We start from the raw sequence: 17,484 nt of genomic DNA on the forward strand, positions 1-17,484 counted from the left end.
CCCCGCGCCGACCGCGTCTTCCCCCCTCCGGCGCAGCGACGATGGATTCCCAGACCTCACAGTCATCACAGGCATCACAGTCACCCCATACGTTCCAGGTCGACCTGCGTGGTTTGGTGGACCTGCTCTCCCATCACCTGTACTCCAGTCCCAAGGTCTACCTGCGCGAGCTGCTGCAGAACGCCGTGGACGCGATCACCGCGAGACGGGCGGAGCAGCCCCACGCCCCGGCCCGGGTGCGGCTGTACGCCGACGGCAGCTCGCTGCGCGTGGAGGACAGCGGCGTCGGGCTCACCGAGTCGGACGTGCACAGCCTGCTGGCGACCATCGGGCGCAGCTCCAAGCGGGCGGACGGGCTTCAGGAGGCCCGCTCGGACTTCCTGGGCCAGTTCGGCATCGGGCTGCTGGCCTGTTTCGTGGTCGCCGAGCGGATCCGGGTGGTCAGCCACAGCGCCCGGACGCCGGACGCGCCGCCCGTGGAGTGGACGGCGCGCGACGACGGTTCGTACACCGTGCGGACGCTGGCGCCCGGGGCCCGGCCCGAGCCGGGCACCACCGTGCACCTGGTGGCGCGGGCGGGCGCGGCGGAGTGGCTGGACGAGCGGCGGGTGCTGGCGCTGGCCCGGGACTTCGGCGCGCTGCTGCCGTACGACGTCCGGGTGGGCGAGGAGGCGGTCACCGATCTGCCCGCGCCCTGGGACCGGCCGTACCCCTCCCCCGCGACCCGGCGGGTGGCGCTGGCCCGGCACTGTCACGAGCTGTTCGGGTTCACACCGCTGGACTCGATCGCGCTGGACGTGCCGCTGGCCGGGATCCGCGGGGTGGCGTACGTGCTGCCGGCGGCGGTGAGTCCGGCGCAGCGGGCCACGCACCGTGTGCACCTCAAGGGCATGCTGCTCACCGAGCGGGCCGAACAGCTGCTGCCGGACTGGGCGTTCTTCGTGCGCTGTGTGCTGGACACGGACAGTCTGCGGCCGACGGCCTCGCGCGAGTCGCTGTACGAGGACGAGACCCTGGCCGCCGTGCGGGAGGCGCTGGGCGAGAGGATCAGGTCCTGGCTGACCGGGCTGGCGGCGGGTGATCCGGAACGGCTGTCGGCGTTCCTGTCCGTGCACCACCTGGGCGTGAAGTCACTGGCCCGGCACGACGGGGAGATGCTGCGCACGATGCTGCCGTGGCTGCCCTTCGAGACGACCGACGGGCAGCTGTCGCTGGAGGAGTTCGCGCAGCGGCACCCGGTGGTGCACTTCACGCGGACGGTCGAGGAGTACCGGCAGGTCGCGCCGATCGCCTCCGCGCAGGGCGTCGGGGTGGTCAACGGCGGTTACACGTACGACAGCGAGCTGGTCGAGGCGCTGCCGTCGGTGCGGCCCGGGACGGCCGTCGCGGAGCTGGACGCGGACACCGTGACCGCGCACCTGGACGCGGTGGACCCGGCGGAGGAGCTGGCGCTGGCGGGCTTCCTCGCGGTGGCCCGGGCCAGGCTGGAACCGTTGCAGTGCGACATCGTGCTGCGCGCCTTCCACCCGCTGTCGGTCCCCGCCCTCCATCTCGACGACCGCGCCGCCCGCCATGAGCAGGCCCGCGCGGAGGCCGAGGAGCAGGCCGACGACCTGTGGGCGGGCATCCTGGGCTCGCTGCGCGGCAGCGCGCCCCGCGCGCGTTTGGTGCTGAACCATCTCAACCCGCTGATCCGGCGGATCAGTTCTCTCAAGGACCCGGAGCTGATCGGCACCGCGACCGAGTCGCTCTACGGGCAGGCGCTGCTGATGGCGCAGCGTCCGCTGCGCCCCGCCGACTCGGCGCTGATCAACCGCTCGTTCATCGGCCTGCTGGAGTGGGCCACGCATGGGGAGGGTGACCGCTGATGAGTGAGGTCGGCAGGGTCACGGACTTCGACTCGCTGCGCCGGGCGATGGCGGAGAACTCCGAGGCACCGGAGGGGCCCGCCCGCAACGCGCGCGCGGAGCAGCTGCTGCTGGAGGCCGAGAAGCTGAACGTCCCGCTCGCCGTGATCGAGGCGCTCGGGCACCAGCTGAAGGTCTACAACTACAGCTCCGAGAAGGACAAGATGTTCGTCCCGTTCGCGCGGCTGCTGCGGATGTGGGACGAGCGGCCCGAGGACTTCGACGAGTACGAGACGCACTCGCTGCACTGGGTCTTCAAGTGGATGACGGCGGGCATGCTGGACCAGCCGCACGTCCCGCTCGCCTCGATCGAGAAGTGGCTGGGCGAGATGGAGCACCGCTACCGGCTCGCGGGGCACTCGGAGCGGGCGGTGCGCAGCGCCGAGTTCAGTGTCGCGGGGCACGTGGGCGACCTCGCGCGGGCGGAGCGGGCGTACGCGGCCTGGCTGGCGGCGGACCGGGACCGGATGGCCGACTGCCACGCGTGCGAGCTGCACGGGCAGGGCGGCTGGCAGCTGCGCAACGGCCGGGACGCGGAGGCGCTGGAGCTGTGGGGGCCGGTGCTGGAGGGCGAGTACAGCTGCGCCCACGAGCCGCACACGGTGCTCGCCTCCTCGCTGGCCCCGCTGCTGCGGCTGGGCCGGGCCGACGAGGCGCGCGCCCACCATCTGCGCGGTTTCCGTCTCGTGCGCCCGATGGAGAGCATGCGGGGCGCCTACGCGGACCATGTGGAGTTCTGTGCGCTGACCGGCAACGAGGCGCGCGGTCTGGAGCTGCTGGCGGAACGTCCCGCCTACTTCACGGACGGCGGGCAGCCGCGCAGCCGGATGGACTTCATGGCGGTGGTGGCGCTGCTGATGGAGCGGCTGACCGGGCTGGGGCTCGGCGGGCAGCGGGTGCCGGGGCCCGGTGGGCGGGCGTGGACGGCCGGGGAACTCGCCGGGCACGCGCGCGCGGAGGCCGAGGAGCTGGCCGCGCGGTTCGACGCCCGCAACGGCACCTCGTACGTCGGCGACCGGCTGCGGGAGCGCATGGCGCAGCGGCCGCTGGTGGACCGGCTGCCGCTGGGCGTGCGGGCCGCGCGCACGGCGCCCGCCGTGCCGTCCGCGCCGGTCGTGCGGGAGCGCGCGCCCCAGCGGCCGGAGCGGCGGGAGCTGCCCGAGCTCCTCGCGGAGGCGCGCAGGCTGTCGGACACGCTCCAGCCGCACGCCCTGGAGGCGTGGGCAGAGGTCGCGCGCGCCGTCGAGGACGCCCCGGACACCGAGGTGGACGCGTACGTGCGCGCGGAGATCGCCGACCACACGGCGATGGGCCGGGGCCCCGAGGGGGTCGGGCTGTTCGAGCGGGCGGCCGAGCTGTACGCGGAGGCCGGCGACGAGGGCGAGGCGGTCGCGGCACACGCGCGTGCCGCGTACGTACGGGCGCTGTCCGGGGAGCTGGACGAGGCGACGGCCGCGATCGAGGAGCCGTACGACCGGATTCTCGCGCTGTACGCGGACGACGCGACCGGGGTGCGGCAGACGGCGTCGGTGCTGATGAGCAGGGCGCGGATCCTGATGCGCCGGGTGCACGAGCGGTCCGAGGGCGCCGCGGACGCCGAGCGGGCGGTGCGAGAGGTACTGGCGCTGGTCGGCGGCCGCGGCGGGTCCGATGTGCGGCTGGTGTCCCGGGCGGCCGAGGCGCGGGCGATGCTCGCGGAGCTGGCCGAGCACGCCGGGGACCGGGAGCGGGCCGGCGAGCTGTTCCGGCAGGCGTCGGCGCAGTTCGTGGGCGCGCAGCTGCCGTGGTTCGCGGTGGAGTACGAGGTGCGGGTGGCCGCGCTCGCCCACGAGCAGGGCGACATGGCCGAGGCGGAGCGGGCGCTGCGTTCGGCGCTGGAACACGGCGGGCCGTACGTGGAGCCGGTGGGGCGGGCCCAGCTGCGTCTCCAGCTCGCCGAGGTCGTCGGCGGGCGGGGGGCCGCCGAGGAGGCGGCGGAGCACGCCCTGGAGGCGGCGCACTGGGCCGACGAGGCCGGGGAGAGCGGCACGCTGGGGGCCTGGGCCCGGCATCAGCTGGGCGGCTTCCTGCTGCGCCAGGGGCGGTTCGCGGAGGCCGCCGAGGTGCTGGAGTCGGCGCTGGCCGACCTGAGCGCCGAGAAGCACGGCGACGGCGCGGTGGTCCAGACGCAGTGGTGGCTCGGGGACTGTCTGAGCGAGCTGGGCGAGCACCACGCGGCGGCCGAGCGGCGGCTCCAGGCGGCCGAGATCGCCCGGCACTGGCCCGAGCAGCACGACCACGCGACGCTGGCCCACCTGGCGGCCGAGTCGCTGGGCAACGCGGGGCTGCCCGCCGAGGCGGACCGGGCGTACACGCGCGCGGGCGACTTGTGGCGGGCGATGGGCAACGTGCACTTCCTGGTCCGGTCGCTGCGTGCCCGTGCCTGGCTGGCGCTGCGCACGGAGGCGGGTGCGCAGGGTGCGCGCCGGCTGATGGCGGAGGCGGTCGAGGAGTGCGGGGCGGCGCTGGCGACGGTGTCCGACCCGGCCGCGGCGGAGCGGCTCACAGGTGAGCTCGGTCACACCCATCGGCAGTTCGGTGACCTGCTGGCGCGTTCGGTGCCCGAGGAGGCCGAGGACGCGGCGATCCAGGAGGCGTTCGAGGCGGCGCTCGTGGAGATGGCCGCGGCGGTCTCGGTCTTCGCCACGCTGGGCGAGGACGGGCTGCACAGCCGTACCGGCGCCGAGCTGGCCGCGGGCTGGCTGGAGGCGGACCTGAGCCGGCCGGCCCGGGCGGCGGCACGCGCGCGTGCGGTGCTGGACGCCTACGAGGGCGCCGACCCGGCCGACGAGACGGTCCGGGCGCGGCGGGCGGAGGCGCGGCAGCTGCTGGAGCCCGCCCAGGAGTGAGCGGGGCGGCCCGCCCGGCCCACTTCGGCCCGCCCGGCCCACTTCGGCCCGCCCGGCCTACTCGACGCCGATGAGGAGCGGGGCTCCCTGCCGGCCGCCGTCGTAGACCACCGTGTCGACGGCGAGGTACGCCTCGCGCACGCGTGCCTCCAGGCGGTCGGCGACGCCGTCGGGGGCCTCGTCGCCGAGGACGAGGGTGACCAGTTCGCCGCCGGCCTGGAGCATCCGGTCCAGGACGGTCTCGGCGGTGGCGGTGACGTCCGAGCCGATGACGGCCACATCGCCGTCGACGAGTCCCAGCACGTCCCCGGCCTGGCAGATGCCGGCCATGGTCCAGGACTGGCGCTCGGCGACCACGACCTCGGCGTAGCGGGTGGCGCCGGCCGCCGAGGTCATCTGGACGACGTCCTCGTCGAAGCGGCGGTCGGGCTGGTGGACCGCGAGCGCGGCGATGCCCTGGACCGCCGAGCGGGTGGGGATGAGGGCGACCCGGATGCCCTCGGCGCGGGCCTGCTCGGCCGCGGCGGCGGCGGTGTGCCGCAGGTCGGCGTCGTTGGGCAGGACCACCACCTCGCGCGCGTGGGCCCGGCGTACGGCGTCCACCAGTTCGCCGCTGGCGGGCGGCTCCCCGGGGCGCGCGAGCACGGTGGTCGCGCCGGCCTCGGCGTACAGCGCGGCCAGTCCCTCGCCCGGCACGACGGCCACCACGGCCCGCTGCGCCCGCTCGCGCGGCGGCCGCCCGCCGGTGTGCGCGTCCCCGGCGCCGAAGTGGGTGATCCGGATCCGGTACGGCCGTCCGGCCTCGACGCCCGCCTCCACGGCGGCGCCGGCGTCGTCGACGTGCACATGAACGTTCCACAGGCCGTCGCCGCCGACCACGACCAGGGAGTCGCCGAGGGCGTCGAGCCGGGTCCGCAGCCGGTCCACGGCGGTGTCCTCGGCCTCCAGGAGGTAGATGACCTCGAAGGCGGGCCCGGCGGCGGTCTCGCAGCCCTCGGCACGGGCGTCGGAGACGGCGTCCACGCGCGCGTGGCCGGCCGGGGCGGCCGTGCGGGTGTGCGCGTCGAAGGCGGCCGGGGTCTCCCCGGTGAACGCCTCCAGGAGCGCTCCGAGGACGGCGACCAGGCCGCGTCCGCCGGCGTCGACGACCCCGGCCCGTTCCAGGGCGGCGAGCTGGCCCGGGGTCGCCGCGAGGGCCTCGCAGGCGCCCTCGTAGGCGGCCCGCGCGACCGACGCGCAGTCGCCCCGGGCCGCGTCGGCCGCGTCGGCGGCGGCGGTCGCGACCGACAGGACGGTGCCCTCCACGGGGTGGGCGACGGCTCCGCGGGCGGAGTCGGCCGCGTGCCGCAGGGCGAGCCGCAGCCCGTCGCCGTCTATGTGAGCCGCCTCACGCTCCGCCTCACTCTGCGTCTCACCGTCCGCCTCGCTCGCCGTCCCGCTCTCGGTGAGGACCTGGGCCATGCCGCGCAGCAGCTGGGCGAGGATGGTGCCGGAGTTGCCGCGCGCGCCTATGAGGGCGCCGTGCGCCATCGCGTGGACCGCGTCGGCCAGGGTCGGGACCTCCTCGCCCAGCTCGTAGCCGGCGAAGACGGCCTCCACGGCCCCCGTGGCGGACTCCAGCGTCATGTAGAGGTTGGTGCCCGTGTCCCCGTCGGCCACCGGGTAGACGTTGATCGCGTCGATCTCCTCGCGCGCCCTGCCGAGCGCCCCGAGTGCGAGACCGCACCAGGCGCGTACCGCGAGAGCATCGAAGAATGTCTGCGGCACCTGCGCCACCTGCGCCTCCTTGAGCTGGCCGGACGTGGACGCAGCGTAGACCCCGCAGGGGTGTCCACCGGTAGTGGGCGGTGCGCGGGCCCCTGAGCTGCCATGCTAGTTTCGTCTAACCGTCGCAGCCGTTGTATGCTGCTCCGGTTGCCCGATCTGATCGGGCCATTCCCCTGGCAGGCCACTCAAGATCTCAGATCCCCAGGATCTGAATCCCGGCGTGCCGGGATTCAACCGTAAGTGCATCTGAAGTCTTTGGAGTGACCCGTGGCTGCCAACTGCGACGTCTGCGGCAAGGGGCCGGGCTTCGGCAACAACATCTCGCACTCGCACCGCCGTACGTCCCGTCGCTGGAACCCGAACATCCAGCGTGTGCGTACCGTGGTCGGCGGGACGCCGAAGCGCGTGAACGCCTGCACCTCGTGCATCAAGGCCGGCAAGGTCTCGCGCTGACGCACTGTCGCTGAGCGCGCGGCCACAGCTGGTTCGCTGCACAGAGCCGGTCCACCTCAGGGTGGGCCGGCTTTTTGCCATGGCCCGAGCTCGCCCGCCACGGTCCGACCGCCACGGCCCGAGCTCGCCCGCCGCGGTCCGGCCTTGCCCGCCGGCTTCGCCAAGCGGCTGGCCGAGGAGGCGGCGGGCGGCGTCACGCTGTGGCAGTGCCCCTTGTGAGCCCCGTTCCGAGCGCCCAGCCGTGGTCCACCGGCCCGATCCCGGCGCCGAGCGCGAACCCGGCCGCGATCGCCCCGGTGACGTACTCCTTGGCCGCCGCCACCGCCTCCGGCACGGACCGCCCCTTCGCCAGGTGCGCCGCGATCGCGGACGCGAGGGTGCAGCCGGTGCCGTGGGTGTGCCGGTTGCCGTGCCGGGGGGCCCGCAGCAGGTACTCCTCCGTGCCGTCGGTGAGCAGGTCGACGGCCTCGCCGGGCAGATGACCGCCCTTGACCAGCACCCACCTCGGTCCGTACGCGAGGACGGCGACCGCGGCCCGCCGCAGATCCGCCTCCGACCCGACGCGTACGCCGGTGAGCCGGGCGACCTCGTCGAGGTTCGGGGTGGCGACGGTGGCCACCGGGAGCAGCCTGGTGCGGACCGAGTCCAGTGCGGAGGCGGCGAGGAGCGGGTCGCCGTGCTTGGAGACGTCGACCGGGTCGACGACCGCGGGCGCGTCGGTGCCCGCGATCAGCTCCGCGACGGTCTCGACGAGTTCGGCCGAGGCGAGCATCCCGGTCTTCACCGCGTCGACGCCGATGTCGTCGACCACGCTGCGGTACTGGGCGCGCACGGCGGCCGCCGGCAGTTCCCAGGCGCCCTGCACGCCCCGGGAGTTCTGCGCGGTGACCGCCGTGACCACGCTCATGCCGTGCACGCCCAGCGCGAGCGCCGTCTTCAGGTCCGCCTGGATCCCGGCCCCGCCGCCGGAGTCGGAGCCCGCGACCGTCAGCACCCGCGGGACGCTCATGACTCGATGTCCCCGAAGTGGTCCCAGCCGCCCTTGCTGGTCCAGGGCGCGCCGTCGACCGTCACCTGCGGCAGCGCGGACGGGTTGAGGACCTCGCCGATGACCTTCCAGCGGGCGGGCAGCTTCACGTCCGGCGCGAAGGTCGCCACGATCGCGTGGTCCTCTCCCCCGGTCAGCACCCACTGGAGCGGGTCGACGCCGACGGCCTGGCCGATGTCGTTCATCTGGGTCGGGATGTCGATCGCGCCGGAGCGGATGTCGATGCGCACCTTGCTGGCCTCGGCGATGTGCCCCAGGTCGGCGATGAGCCCGTCGCTCACGTCGCACATCGCGGTGGCGCCGAGGGCGGCGGCGGCCGGGCCCGCGTGGTACGGCGGCTCGGGGCGGCGGTGGGCCTCCACGAAGGCACGCGGCGAGCGGAAGCCGCGGGAGAGCACCGCGAACCCCGCGGCGGACCAGCCCAGCCAGCCGGTGACCGCGACCAGGTCGCCGGGCTGGGCGCCGGCCCGGGTGACCGGCTCCTGGTTGCGCAGATCGCCGAGCGCGGTGATCGACACCATGATCGTGTCGCCGCGGACCACGTCACCGCCGACCACCGAGGCGCCGGCCACCTGGCACTCGTCCCGCAGGCCGTCCATCAGCTCGGTGGGCCAGGTCACGGGCAGTTCGGCGGGGACGACCAGGCCGAGCAGCAGAGCGGTCGGCACGGCGCCCATGGCGGCGATGTCCGCGAGGTTCTGGGCGGCGGCCTTGCGGCCGACGTCGTAGGCCGTGGACCAGTCGCGGCGGAAGTGCCGGCCCTCCAGGAGGATGTCGGTGCTCGCCACGACCCGGCGGTCGGGCGCGGAGACCACCGCGGCGTCGTCGCCGGGGCCGACCCGGACCCCCGGAGTGGTGGTGAGACGGGAGGTGAGCTCCCTGATGAGCCCGAATTCCCCCAGCTCACCAACAGTGCCCTTCATGGCCCTTACGCCCCTTCTGTGCCTTGCCGTGCCCGCTCGCGCGTCATCATGGTCCTGGATACGGTCGAGGTGACCGTCAACATCTGTCGTGCCTGCACCCTGGCGCGCAAGCCCCTGTCCGCGCAGGTCTCCCCGCGGTGAGCGGCGACGCGATACCGTGGCGTTCCTTTTCCCCACATGATCCTCGTGGCCGCCCTGGAGGTTCCGTGGTACAGGCGTACATCCTGATCCAGACGGAGGTCGGCAAAGCGTCGACCGTCGCCGAGACGATCAGCAAACTTCCCGGAGTCATCCAGGCCGAGGACGTGACAGGACCGTACGACGTCATCGTGCGCGCGCAAGCGGAGACCGTCGACGAACTCGGTCGGCTCGTGGTCGCGAAGGTCCAGCAAGTGGAGGGCATCACACGTACCCTGACCTGCCCGGTCGTCCATCTGTAGCCCCCGTCTACGCTGGGCCGGTGAACTTCTTCCGTCACCGGCCGTCCGGTCTGCCCTCGCTCGCCGTGCTGATGATCGCGGCGGTGGGCTGCTCCTCAGCAGACGACGCCCCGTCGGCGGCGGTTCCCACTCCGGGGGCGGCCGTCACCAAGGTGTGCGGGCGTCTCGACGAGGTGCTGCCGAAGAAGATGGACAAGCTGGGGCGCCGTGATCCCGAGCCGGCCTCCGCGCTGACCGCCGGGTGGGGCGGCGACCCGGCGATCATACTGCGCTGCGGTGTGGAGCGGCCTGCGAAGATGTCCGATCCCGAGGCCGACGGGGTGGAGGTGAACGGGGTCGGGTGGCTGCTGGAGGAGCGGTCCGACAAGTCGTTCCGGTTCACCACGACGCTGCGGAAGGCGTATGTCGAGGTGACGATCCCGGCGGGGCGGACGGCCGACGGCATGGCGCCGCTGGTGAGCCTGGCGCCGGCCGTCAAGAAGGCGGTTCCGGCCGGGATCGCCGACTAGCCGCCGCGGGCGGCCCGGCCGTCCGCCGCCCCCGGGCAGGTCACCTGAGCCCGGTCGAACGGTTCAGGGCCGCCTGCACCAGGCGGTCGATCAGCTCGGGGTAGGAGACACCGGTCGCCTGCCACATCTGGGGGTACATCGAGATCGGGGTGAAGCCGGGCATGGTGTTGATCTCGTTGATGACGAAGTCGCCGTCCTCCGTGAGGAAGAAGTCGGCGCGGACCAGGCCCTCGCAGGAGGCGGCCTCGAAGGCGTCCACCGCGAGTCCGCGGACCTCGGCGCTCTCCTCGGGCGTCAGGGGCGCCGGGACGATGCCGGGGGTGGAGTCGATGTACTTGGCCTCGAAGTCGTAGTACGCGTGCGCGGACGGCGGCGGGATCTCGGCGGGGACCGAGGCGCGCGGGCCGTCCTCGAACTCCAGGACGCCGACCTCGATCTCGCGGCCCCGCAGCGCCGCCTCGACCAGGATCTTCGGGTCGTGGGACTGGGCCTCGGCGATCGCCTCGTCCAGGCCGGAGAGGTCGTCGACCTTGGTGATGCCGATCGACGAGCCCGCGCGCGCGGGCTTCACGAACAGCGGCCAGCCGTGCTCGCCGGCGAAGTCGACGATCTTCTTGCGGGCGGCGGACTCGTCCTGCTTCCACTCGCGGGGCCGGATCACCAGGTACGGGCCGACCTTGAGCCCGAAGGAGGCGAACACCCGCTTCATGTAGTCCTTGTCCTGGCCGACGGCCGAGGCGAGCACGCCCGAGCCGACGTAGGGGACGCCGGAGAGTTCCAGGAGGCCCTGGAGGGTGCCGTCCTCGCCGTACGGGCCGTGCAGCACCGGGAAGACGACGTCGACCTCGCCGAGCGCCTTGGGCACCGAACCGGGCTCGCTGTAGACGACCTCTCGGCTGGCCGGGTCGACGGGGAGCACCACGCCGCCCTCGGTGGACTCGGCGAGTTCGCCGACCTCCGGGGTGCGGCGCTCGGTGATCGCCATGCGTTCGGGCTCGTCGGCCGTGAGCACCCAGCGGCCTTCCCGGGTGATGCCGATCGGCAGGACGTCGTACTTCGTCCGGTCGATGGCGTTCAGTACGGCTCCGGCGGTGACCGTGGAGATCCCGTGCTCGGAGCTGCGGCCGCCGAACACGATGGCCACACGCGGCTTGCGAGCGGGCTGGTCAGGGCTCTGGGGGAGGTTCTCGGTGCTCATATCGCGTTGAGAGTACCCGTTGGTAGAGCCCCGATACAGCGTCCGTGGCGCGGGTTCGCTCAGCGTCGCTCGGGCTTCGCGCTGCGCGACATCAGCTCCTTGAGGGCGACCACCGGCGGCTTGCCCTCGTGCACGATGTCGACGACCGTCTCGGTGATCGGCATCTCCACACCGTGCCGGCGCGACAGATCGGCCACCGACTCGCAGGACTTGACGCCCTCGGCGGTCTGCCGGGTGACCGCGATGGTCTCCTCCAGGGTCATGCCCTTGCCGAGGTTGGTGCCGAAGGTGTGGTTGCGGGACAGCGGCGAGGAGCAGGTCGCCACCAGGTCGCCGAGGCCCGCGAGTCCGGAGAACGTCAGCGGGTCGGCGCCGAGCGCGATGCCGAGCCGCGCCGTCTCCGCCAGACCGCGCGTGATGAGCGAGCCCTTGGCGTTGTCGCCGAGCCCCATGCCGTCCGCGATGCCCACGGCGAGGCCGATGACGTTCTTCACCGCGCCGCCCAGCTCGCAGCCGACCACGTCGGTCTCGGTGTAGGGCCGGAAGTACGGCGTGTGGCAGACGGCCTGGAGGCGCCGGGCGACCGTCTCGTCGGTGCAGGCGACCACCGCGGCGGCCGGCATCCGGGCCGCGATCTCCCGGGCCAGGTTGGGGCCGGTGACGACGGCGATGCGGTCCCGGCCGACCTTGGCGACGTCGGCGATGACCTCGCTCATCCGCATGGTGGTGCCGAGTTCGATGCCCTTCATGAGGGACACCAGGACCGTGTCCGGCGCGAGCAGCGGCGCCCAGTCGGCGAGGTTGGCGCGCATGGTCTGGGACGGCACCGACAGGACCGTGAAGTCCGCGCCGGCCGCGGCCTCGGCGGGGTCGGTCGTGGCCCGCATGTTCCCGGGGAGTTCCACCCCGGGCAGGTAGTCGGGGTTGGTCCGGCCGGAGTTGATCGCCTCCGCCACCTCCGCGCGCCGCGCCCACAGGGTGACCTCGCACCCGGCGTCGGCGAGCACCATCCCGAAGGCCGTGCCCCACGAACCCGCGCTGAAGACCGCCGCCTTGGCAGGCTTGCTCACTTGCCGCTCTCCTCTTCCAGACCGCTCTGCGCGCGCGTCCGGCGCCGCTGCTCGATCCGCTCCTGGCGCGGATCGTAGGCGGTCCCGGGGGCCTTCTCGCCGCGGATCTCCTCCAGCTGGCGTGTGATGGCCGCCATGATGACCGCGGTCGCGTCCTTGAGGAGGTCCTGGGTCATCTCCCGGTCGTAGAACGGGGTGAGGTCGACGGGGGGTCCGGCGTAGACGTGGTGGGTCTTGCGCGGCAGGAGGTCGAGCTTCTTCGCGTACGGCGGGAGCACCTCGTTGGCGCCCCACTGGGCGACGGGGATCACCGGGCACTTGGTCTGCAGGGCGACCCGCGCGGCACCGGTCTTGCCGGTCATGGGCCACTGGTCGGGGTCGCGGGTGATCGTCCCCTCGGGGTAGAAGGCGACGCACTCGCCGCGTTCCACGGCGTCGATCGCGGCCCGGAAGGCGCTGAGCGCGTCGGTGGACTCGCGGTAGACGGGGATCTGTCCGGTGCCCCGCATCGCGGCGCCGACGAATCCCTTCTTGAAAAGCCCGCTCTTCGCCAGGAATCGCGGAACGCGCCCGCTGTTGTACTGATAGTGGGCGTAGGCGAAGGGATCGATGTGGGAATTGTGGTTCACCGCGGTGATAAATCCACCCTCGGCCGGAATGTTCTCCATTCCGCGCCAGTCCCGCTTGAGCAGAGGCACCAGCAGCGGTTTGCAGAGCACTGCGGCGAAGCGGTACCAGAAGCCGATTCTCCGGCGGGGCACGCGGACACCTTCCTCTAGGGCTTCCTCCCGGCCTGGGATCGGGCAGAAGTGTGGCCCCGGCCCGCCGGTCTGTCGAGAACACCGTACGCCTCAAGGTCCCGGGCTCCCGGTGGGCCCGGGTGACAATGAGGCAACGAGGGAGGGACGGTAGGACGGTGCAGTGGACCTTGGTCATCCCGCTCAAGCCCCTGGCGCGGGCCAAGAGCAGGCTCGCGGACACCGCGGCCGACGGTTTGCGTCCGGGACTGGCCCTCGCCTTCGCCCAGGACACCGTGGCGGCGGCCCTGGCCTGCCAGGCAGTCAAGGATGTGGCGGTCGTCACGGACGACACGCTGGCCGGACGTGAGCTCTCGGCGCTGGGCGCGCGCATCGTCGCGGACCCGCCGGGCAGCGGTCTCAACGCGGCGCTGCGGCACGGCGCGGCGGCCGTCAGGGCGTCGCGACCGGAAAGCCCGGTGGCCGCGCTGAACGCCGATCTGCCGGCGCTGCGCCCACTGGAATTGTCCCGGGTGCTCGACGCGGCGGCGGAATTCCCGCGCGCTTTCCTGCCGGACGCGGCGGCAATCGGCACCACCCTGTTGGCGGCGGTCCCGGGCAATGAATTGGCGCCCGCATTCGGCCCGGATTCCCGCGCCCGGCACGCCGCCTCGGGCGCCGAGGAACTGCGGCTGTTCGGCGTGGACTCGGTACGCCATGACGTCGACACCGGCGCGGACCTGCGGGCGGCCCTGGCGCTGGGTGTGGGCCCGCGCACCGCGGCGGTGGCGGCCCGTCTGCTGATCCCGGGCCAGTAGGCTGACTTCCATGCAGGCGACCGCGTACACGTACGACCCCGGGACCCGTGCCGGCCAGGTGCTGCTGGACGACGGCACTCCCGTCCCCTTCGACGCCGAGGCCTTCGAAGCGGGCGGCCTGCGGCTGCTCCGGCCGGGGCAGCGCGTACGCATCGAGACGGAGGGCACCGCCCCGGACCTCCGGATCACCCTGGTCACCTTGCAGACGTTCTGAACCGCGCGATCACCCCCACGGCGTCGCACCCCGAAGACGACACACCGCGGGCCGGACTCCCCTGGGGAGTCCGGCCCGTCGCGTGAGTGTCCCGATCCCGCCGTCCGGCGGGCCCCGCCTTAGCGCGCGGTGGTCTTCTTCGCGGCGGCCTTCCGCGCCGTCGACTTCTTCGCCGGCGCCTTCTTCGCGGTGACCTTCTTCGCGGGCGCCTTCTTCGCGGCGGCCTTCTTCGCCGTCGCCGTGGTCTTCTTCGCGGCGGCCGTGGTCTTCTTCGCCGTCACGGTGGTCTTCTTCGCGGCGGCGGTGGTGGTCTTCTTCGCCGTCGTCTTCTTCACGGCGGCCTTCTTCGCTGCGGCCGTGGCCTTCTTGGCGGTGGTCTTCTTCGCCGCCGCCTTCTTGACCGTCGCCGAAGCGCCGCCGGTCAGGCTGCCCTTGGGCGCCTTCTTGACCGCGACCTCACCGCCGCGCGGCAGCTTCTTCGTCCCGCTCACCAGGTCCTTGAAGCCCTGGCCCGCACGGAAGCGCGGCACCGATGTCTTCTTCACCCGAACCCGCTCGCCCGTCTGGGGGTTACGGGCGTAGCGAGCGGGGCGGTCCACCTTCTCGAAGGACCCGAAGCCCGTGACCGAGACCCGGTCACCCGCGACGGTCGCACGGACGATGGCGTCCAGGACCGCGTCGACGGCGTCGGCGGCCTGCTGGCGGCCGCCCAACTTGTCGGCAATCGCTTCTACGAGCTGCGCCTTGTTCACGTCTTCCCCTTCGGAGACATCGCCAGAACGAATGTGTTCAAGCTTTTTCGCACGTTAGGCAGATATGTACCGCAAATCAAACACGAAACGGGCTTATCACCCTTGTGCCGCAACGGACTCAGCCGTCCCGGACGGTCAGGTCAGCGGTCCTCTTCGGGGAATCGCCCCGCGTCGAGGTCCGCGTTGAACCGCTCGAGCCGTCTTGCCGCGTCGGCGAGATCGTGCTTGGCCGCGGCCGTAATGACCAGCAGCTTCCGGGCCAGCGCCATCCGTACGCCCTCCGGGACTTGCAGTGCGCGCACTTTTGTGTGCGCTTCCTTGAGTTGGCCCGCGACCGCCGCATACAGCTGGAGTTGGCCGTCGTGTTCCATGCACAGATTGTGCCATCTGGGGCGAGTTGTCGCCTGCGCAGGGGGCAACTGCCGCCTCGAATGGCCTTCCGGGCACTTGCGGAAGCCGCGGACACAGCACTCACGTACCCCCACAACATCCGTCCTAACGTGGGAAGTTGGCAAGAGCTGCGACAACGCGAGCGTCCGTTCGGGTGCAGACATGGCTGTACCCCCAATCGTGGCGATCGGGGGTACAGGCGGGGTGTCGCGGTGGCTGAAACCAGCCGTATTCAGATGTGGTGGATCAGGTCCGAAGCGGGCTCCGGATCAGACCTGGAGCGTCCGCGGCTTGTACGACGGCCGCTTGGCCTCGTAGGCGGAGATGTCGCCCTCGTTCTGGAGGGTGATGGAGATGTCGTCCAGCCCGTTCAGCAGCCGCCAGCGGGAGTTCTCGTCCAGCTCGAAGGAGGCGGTGATGCCCTCGGCGCGCACCTCGCGGGCCTCCAGGTCGACCGTGATCTCGGTCTGCGGGTCCTTCTCCGTGAGCTCCTGGAGCGCGTCCACGATCTCCTGGTCCAGGACCACCGTGAGCAGGCCGTTCTTCAGCGAGTTGCCCCGGAAGATGTCGGCGAAGCGGGAGGAGATCACGGTCTTGAAGCCGTAGTTCTGCAGCGCCCAGACGGCGTGCTCACGGGAGGAGCCGGTGCCGAAGTCGGGGCCGGCGACCAGGACCGTGGCGCCCTGCCGCTCGGGGCGGTTGAGGATGAAGTTCTCGTCCTTGCGCCAGGCCTCGAACAGACCGTCCTCGAAGCCGTCCCGGGTCACCTTCTTGAGCCAGTGAGCAGGGATGATCTGGTCGGTGTCGACGTTGGAGCGGCGCAGCGGGACGGCCCGGCCGGTGTGCGTGGTGAATGCTTCCATGGCTGATCAGACTCCAGCGGGCGTACGGGCGTCGGACAGGTCGGCCGGGGAGGCCAGGTGGCCCAGGACGGCCGTGGCGGCCGCGACCTGCGGCGACACCAGGTGGGTACGGCCACCCTTGCCCTGCCGGCCCTCGAAGTTGCGGTTCGAGGTGGAGGCGGAGCGCTCGCCCGGGGCCAGCTGGTCCGGGTTCATGCCCAGACACATCGAGCAGCCCGCGTGCCGCCATTCGGCGCCGGCGTCCTTGAAGACGGCGTCCAGGCCCTCGGAGACGGCCTGGAGACCGACCCGCGCGGAGCCGGGGACGACCAGCATCCGTACGCCGTCGGCGACTTTGCGGTCCTTGAGGATCTCGGCGGCGGCGCGCAGGTCCTCGATGCGGCCGTTGGTGCAGGAACCTACGAAGACAGTGTCCACGTTGATGGAGCGCAGCGGCTGACCGGCCTCCAAGCCCATGTACTCCAGGGCCTTTTCGGCGGCGAGGCGCTCCGAGGCGTCTTCGTACGAAGCCGGGTCGGGGACGTCGGCCGAAAGCGGCGCGCCCTGGCCCGGGTTGGTGCCCCAGGTGACGAACGGCGAGAGGGCGGCGGCGTCGATGTGGACCTCGGCGTCGAAGACCGCGTCCTCGTCCGTCTTCAGGGTCTTCCAGTACGCGACGGCGGCGTCCCAGTCCTCGCCCTGGGGGGCGTGGGCGCGGCCCTCGATGTACGCGAAGGTGGTCTCGTCGGGGGCGATCATGCCCGCGCGGGCGCCGGCCTCGATCGACATGTTGCAGATGGTCATGCGGGCCTCCATCGAGAGCTTCTCGATGGCGGAGCCGCGGTACTCCAGGATGTAGCCCTGGCCGCCGCCGGTACCGATCTTGGCGATGATCGCCAGGATCAGGTCCTTGGCGGTGACGCCGTCGGGCAGCTCGCCGTCGACCGTGATGGCCATGGTCTTCGGGCGGGCCAGCGGCAGCGTCTGGGTGGCCAGCACGTGCTCCACCTGGGAGGTGCCGATGCCGAACGCCAGGGCGCCGAAGGCACCGTGCGTCGAGGTGTGCGAGTCACCGCAGACGACCGTGGTGCCCGGCTGGGTCAGGCCCAGCTGCGGGCCGACGACGTGCACGACACCCTGCTCGACGTCGCCCAGCGGGTGCAGCCGGACGCCGAACTCGGCGCAGTTCTTGCGCAGCGTCTCCAGCTGGGCCCGGGAGACCGGGTCCGCGATGGGCTTGTCGATGTCGAGGGTGGGGGTGTTGTGGTCCTCGGTCGCGATGGTGAGGTCGAGGCGGCGCACCGGGCGGCCGTTCTGCCGCAGACCGTCGAAGGCCTGCGGGCTGGTCACCTCGTGCAGCAGGTGAAGATCGATGAAGAGGAGATCGGGCTCGCCCTCGGCGCGCCGGACGACGTGGTCGTCCCAGACCTTCTCCGCGAGTGTCCTACCCATCGCTTTCCCTCCGGCCGGCGAACGTCCACCGGCCCAACTAGAGATCTTGAGGAGCGGCGGCTGCCCTTCACGAGGG

17 protein-coding genes are annotated in these 17,484 nt (G+C 72.5%); 7 read left to right on the forward strand and 10 right to left on the reverse strand.

Annotation, left to right across the window (positions count from 1 at the left end; genetic code table 11):
• The first annotated feature begins 41 nt into the window (after window positions 1–41).
• Window positions 42–1,868 carry an HSP90 family protein gene (locus tag ACZ619_RS22090; RefSeq protein WP_469601430.1) on the forward strand — a complete coding sequence of 609 codons (1,827 nt, stop codon included), beginning with the start codon at window positions 42–44 and terminating at the stop codon, window positions 1,866–1,868.
• Window positions 1,868–4,795, forward strand: coding sequence for an ATP-binding protein (locus ACZ619_RS22095; RefSeq protein WP_469601433.1), 2,928 nt, complete (start codon window positions 1,868–1,870; stop codon window positions 4,793–4,795). Before ACZ619_RS22090 ends, ACZ619_RS22095 begins: the two co-directional genes overlap by 1 nt.
• A gap of 57 nt (window positions 4,796–4,852) precedes the next feature.
• Here ACZ619_RS22095 and ACZ619_RS22100 read toward each other — a convergent pair whose 3' ends face one another.
• On the reverse strand, window positions 4,853–6,571 hold the full coding sequence (locus tag ACZ619_RS22100) for a DAK2 domain-containing protein (RefSeq protein ID WP_469601436.1): 1,719 nt from the start codon (window positions 6,569–6,571) through the stop codon (window positions 4,853–4,855).
• 258 nt (window positions 6,572–6,829) lie between these two features.
• Between ACZ619_RS22100 and rpmB the strand changes: the two genes are divergently transcribed.
• Entirely contained in the window at window positions 6,830–7,015 is a 186-nt protein-coding gene (gene rpmB / locus ACZ619_RS22105) for a 50S ribosomal protein L28 (RefSeq protein WP_003993230.1), read from the forward strand.
• Window positions 7,016–7,208: 193 nt separating this feature from the next.
• Here rpmB and thiD read toward each other — a convergent pair whose 3' ends face one another.
• Entirely contained in the window at window positions 7,209–8,024 is an 816-nt protein-coding gene (gene thiD, locus ACZ619_RS22110; RefSeq protein ID WP_469601438.1) for a bifunctional hydroxymethylpyrimidine kinase/phosphomethylpyrimidine kinase, read from the reverse strand.
• Window positions 8,021–8,986 (reverse strand): thiamine-phosphate kinase, encoded by a 966-nt coding sequence (locus tag ACZ619_RS22115; RefSeq protein WP_469601441.1) that lies wholly within the window; start codon window positions 8,984–8,986, stop codon window positions 8,021–8,023. Before ACZ619_RS22115 ends, thiD begins: the two co-directional genes overlap by 4 nt.
• Before the next feature lie 206 nt (window positions 8,987–9,192).
• On the opposite strand from ACZ619_RS22115, the gene ACZ619_RS22120 reads away from it, so the two are divergent.
• Both ACZ619_RS22120 and ACZ619_RS22125 read left to right on the forward strand, forming a co-directional pair.
• Window positions 9,193–9,426 carry an Lrp/AsnC family transcriptional regulator gene (locus ACZ619_RS22120; protein ID WP_469601443.1) on the forward strand — a complete coding sequence of 78 codons (234 nt, stop codon included), beginning with the start codon at window positions 9,193–9,195 and terminating at the stop codon, window positions 9,424–9,426.
• 20 nt (window positions 9,427–9,446) lie between these two features.
• Complete coding sequence (locus tag ACZ619_RS22125) at window positions 9,447–9,935, forward strand: DUF3515 domain-containing protein (RefSeq protein ID WP_469601445.1); 489 nt, start codon at window positions 9,447–9,449, stop codon at window positions 9,933–9,935.
• Between the two features lie 40 nt (window positions 9,936–9,975).
• Here ACZ619_RS22125 and ACZ619_RS22130 read toward each other — a convergent pair whose 3' ends face one another.
• Genes ACZ619_RS22130 through ACZ619_RS22140 form a run of 3 tightly spaced genes read right to left on the reverse strand, consistent with a single transcriptional unit; the run spans window position 9,976 to window position 12,964 of the window.
• The gene (locus tag ACZ619_RS22130; protein WP_469601448.1) at window positions 9,976–11,133 is read right to left on the reverse strand and encodes a D-alanine--D-alanine ligase family protein; all 1,158 of its coding nucleotides are present in this window, start codon (window positions 11,131–11,133) and stop codon (window positions 9,976–9,978) included.
• 59 nt (window positions 11,134–11,192) lie between these two features.
• Entirely contained in the window at window positions 11,193–12,203 is a 1,011-nt protein-coding gene (locus tag ACZ619_RS22135) for an NAD(P)H-dependent glycerol-3-phosphate dehydrogenase (protein ID WP_469601450.1), read from the reverse strand.
• Window positions 12,200–12,964: a lysophospholipid acyltransferase family protein gene (locus ACZ619_RS22140; RefSeq protein WP_469601453.1), complete on the reverse strand. Its 765-nt coding sequence runs from the start codon at window positions 12,962–12,964 to the stop codon at window positions 12,200–12,202. Before ACZ619_RS22140 ends, ACZ619_RS22135 begins: the two co-directional genes overlap by 4 nt.
• 155 nt (window positions 12,965–13,119) lie before the next feature.
• On the opposite strand from ACZ619_RS22140, the gene cofC reads away from it, so the two are divergent.
• Window positions 13,120–13,758 (forward strand): 2-phospho-L-lactate guanylyltransferase, encoded by a 639-nt coding sequence (gene cofC / locus ACZ619_RS22145; protein ID WP_469601455.1) that lies wholly within the window; start codon window positions 13,120–13,122, stop codon window positions 13,756–13,758.
• A 10-nt stretch (window positions 13,759–13,768) separates the two neighbouring features.
• Window positions 13,769–13,972, forward strand: coding sequence for a hypothetical protein (locus ACZ619_RS22150; RefSeq protein WP_469601458.1), 204 nt, complete (start codon window positions 13,769–13,771; stop codon window positions 13,970–13,972).
• Window positions 13,973–14,091: 119 nt separating this feature from the next.
• Here ACZ619_RS22150 and ACZ619_RS22155 read toward each other — a convergent pair whose 3' ends face one another.
• The 4 genes from ACZ619_RS22155 to leuC form a co-directional block, all read right to left on the reverse strand.
• Window positions 14,092–14,724, reverse strand: coding sequence for an HU family DNA-binding protein (locus ACZ619_RS22155; RefSeq protein WP_469601460.1), 633 nt, complete (start codon window positions 14,722–14,724; stop codon window positions 14,092–14,094).
• A 140-nt stretch (window positions 14,725–14,864) separates the two neighbouring features.
• Window positions 14,865–15,095 carry an SCO5555 family protein gene (locus tag ACZ619_RS22160; protein WP_469601462.1) on the reverse strand — a complete coding sequence of 77 codons (231 nt, stop codon included), beginning with the start codon at window positions 15,093–15,095 and terminating at the stop codon, window positions 14,865–14,867.
• Between the two features lie 288 nt (window positions 15,096–15,383).
• On the reverse strand, window positions 15,384–15,977 hold the full coding sequence (gene leuD / locus ACZ619_RS22165) for a 3-isopropylmalate dehydratase small subunit (RefSeq protein WP_469601464.1): 594 nt from the start codon (window positions 15,975–15,977) through the stop codon (window positions 15,384–15,386).
• Window positions 15,978–15,983: 6 nt separating this feature from the next.
• Window positions 15,984–17,408 (reverse strand): 3-isopropylmalate dehydratase large subunit, encoded by a 1,425-nt coding sequence (gene leuC / locus ACZ619_RS22170; RefSeq protein ID WP_469601466.1) that lies wholly within the window; start codon window positions 17,406–17,408, stop codon window positions 15,984–15,986.
• Window positions 17,409–17,484 lie beyond the last annotated feature (76 nt).

It is taken from the genome of Streptomyces sp. NPDC104367 (assembly GCF_055583825.1).